The organism is Nocardia amikacinitolerans NBRC 108937 (assembly GCF_001612615.1).
Classification (GTDB): Bacteria; Actinomycetota; Actinomycetes; order Mycobacteriales; family Mycobacteriaceae; genus Nocardia; species Nocardia amikacinitolerans.
This window is the reverse complement of sequence record NZ_BDAU01000081.1, coordinates 1-2,778: the sequence shown is the minus strand read 5'-3', so window position 1 is coordinate 2,778 and position 2,778 is coordinate 1. Positions and strand designations below refer to the sequence as shown.

The following is a 2,778-nucleotide window of genomic DNA, read 5'->3' as shown; positions in this document are numbered from 1 at the left end:
CAGGACCGTCAAAGCCGTCGCGTGGCAAAGGCAGCGTTTGTGTACAACCGGGTCCGTCCATGCTCCTGTTTGTGCAGAGTCAGCTATGCTCAGGCGGTTGCGACAATGCGAGGCGTACAAGTTCCTCCACGTCTGCGCTCGCTAAGTCGTCAGCCGCAGCTGTCTCGGCGGGCGGCACGTCGGGATGCTCGGCCAACCTCAGGAGGGGGGCCAGTAATCCGGCCTCACGCAGGCGTGTCAGTGGTATATGCGCTAACGCATCTCTGATAACTCTTTCTTGTCCGTTGTCACTGCCTTCGATGCGGTCCGACAGTGCGTTGAGAACCCAGCGAGACATCGCCAATGCCGTCGGATGATCGAAGGCGAATGTATTCGGTATTCTCAAGCCTGTCGCGTTGTGGAGGCTGTTACGCAGCTCCAGCGCAGTCAGGGAATCCAGTCCCATATCCATTAGCCCGCGGTCAACATCGACTGCGTGAGAGGAAAGGAACCCCAGTGATGTGGCGATGTGGCTACGTACTGTTTCCAAGATAAATCTAAAACGATCGGGCTCGGCAAGAGTATTCAGCTTCGCTCTCAGTTGATCCGAGCTGCTGGTTGATACGGCAGTGCCCCGGTGATAGTCTCGACGTGCCAACGCGCGTAGCAGTGGCGGTACAAATCCGACTGTACGCAGTCTGCCAGTATCCAATTCAACCGGCAACAGGGCAGGGCGGCTATTTCTCAATGCAATATCCAACAGAAGCAGCGCATGATCAGCGGACATTGAGCCTATGCCGAGACGCTCAAGGCGAGCTCGGTCAGCCTCATTTAGTTCGCTGCCCATTCCCTCGGTACCTTCCCACAGTCCCCACGCAACTGACAAAGCAGGCAGCCCCAGACTGCGACGATAATGCGCAAGGCCATCAAGGAAGGCGTTGGCGGCGGCGTAATTTGCCTGGCCAGGAGTGCCAAGTGTCGCCGCTGCGGATGAGTAAACGACGAATGCGGACAGGTCCATACTTGCGGTGAGCTCGTGGAGGTTCCAGGCAGCATCGATCTTCGGACGAAGCGCATTGACGAGCTGCTGGCGGCCAAGCGTCGGAATGGTAGCGTCGTCAATCACGCCTGCAGTGTGCACCACCGCCGTCAGGGGGTGCTCTATGGGTATAGTACGGAGGATATCGGCCAATGCGCCGCGGTCGGCGGCATCGCAGGCTACAACAGTTACTCGGGCTCCGAGCGCGGTGAGATCCTCAACCAATCGGTCAGTGTTTGGGGCGTCTGCTCCGCGCCTGCTGACTAGCAGCAGGTGGCGGGCGTTGTAATTAGCGACCAAATGACGGGCCACAACTGTACCCAACGCGCCGGTGCCGCCGGTTATCAGGACCGTCCCGTTGGAATCCAGAGATATCCGTTCGTCGAATCTTGGGCTAGTACGGAGAAGTCGTGGCGTCAGCAGATTCCCATTGCGCAACGCTAGCTGCGGCTCGTCACCGTGCACCGTAGCGTCAAGCGCTGCCGGAAAAATGTGCCACGAAGCGTGACTATGGTCGTGGTCGACGAGCGCAAACCGACCGGGATTCTCGGACATGGCAGAGCGGATGAGCCCCCATGCTGGTGCGTTGACGAGGTCTAACGCGGTGTCCGATTGGTTCGTTGAAACTGCTGAATGTGTAACGATAACCAGCTTGCTCCGATAAAATTCCGGTTCCGCTAAAAAGTCCTGGACGAGCGCAAGTAATTCTGCAGTCGAATGATGAACCGCGTCGGGCGTATCTATCAATTCGGCGTACGTTCGGAATGTGACGATTAATTCCGGAACGTTGCCTGCCAGCGCCTGGCGTAGGGACTCAATGCTCGGCAGGTTGGCCGATGCTTGCGTTTTTGTGTTCGGAGGAGAGTTGCCGACGACAGCGTAGCTGCTTGTGGTAGATGTGGATGTGTTTGCCAAAGACATCCAGTCAACGTGATAAAGAGACGTCTGTGGCGCGGATTTGCCGAAAATGTCGGGATCGACTGGGCGAAGGTCGATTGATTCGACGTTGACGACCGACTCTTTGGTAATCGGATTCACCAGTGCCAAGCTGAAACTTCCCGCGCTCGTCCTCGCAACAAGTGCTCGAACGGCTCGGAAATCTTTGCTTTGTACCGATATCCCGTTCCAAATAAATGGTAACCGTAAGGTTTGCTTTCCGAGTTCGCTTGCTGCGGTAATGAGAGCAACCGGCTGAAGTGCGGCGTCTAGTATGCCTGGGTGGATCACAAAGTGGTCCGCTTGAGCGGCCTCAGGGCCGATACTGTCGATTTCTATCTCAGAATAGATTGTCCCACCGCAACGCCATGCAGACCTAACGCGTTCGAAAGTGGGTCCGTAATTGAGCCCCGCATCGTTGAGCGTCTGGTATAGATTGTTGATGTCGATCATCTCTGCATCAGAAGGTACGGCGAGCTGATCCGAAAATTCGACAGCACCGCTCGTACTGCTTAGACACCCTGTTGCGTTACGCGTCCACGCTTTTTGTTCGCCCATATCGGGCCGGGAACGAATAGTGAACGTGTATGAGTCGGCTTCGGACGGTGCACTCAGTACCGCTTGGATCTCCATGGCATTGTGCTCGGGAAAGATAAGCGGTGCTTCTATAATAAGCTCGTCAACGCGGTTGCAACGTGTGTGGGTTGCGAGATGCAGGGCAAGCTCAGCGAATGCGGCCGCAGGAAGGGTTGGGCGGCCCAACACTTTGTGGTCAGCTAGCCAAGCATGGTGCTGTGGTGAAATGCAGCCAGTGAACAGGCTGC

The 2,778-nt window shown here is 56.6% G+C and carries 1 protein-coding gene; it reads right to left on the bottom strand.

What is annotated here, in order from left to right; all coding sequences use genetic code 11:
- Positions 1-79: 79 nt before the first annotated feature.
- Positions 80-2,778, bottom strand: a 2,699-nt coding sequence (locus NAM01S_RS34585) for a type I polyketide synthase (protein ID WP_157108033.1), incomplete at its 5' end; no start/stop codon positions are given.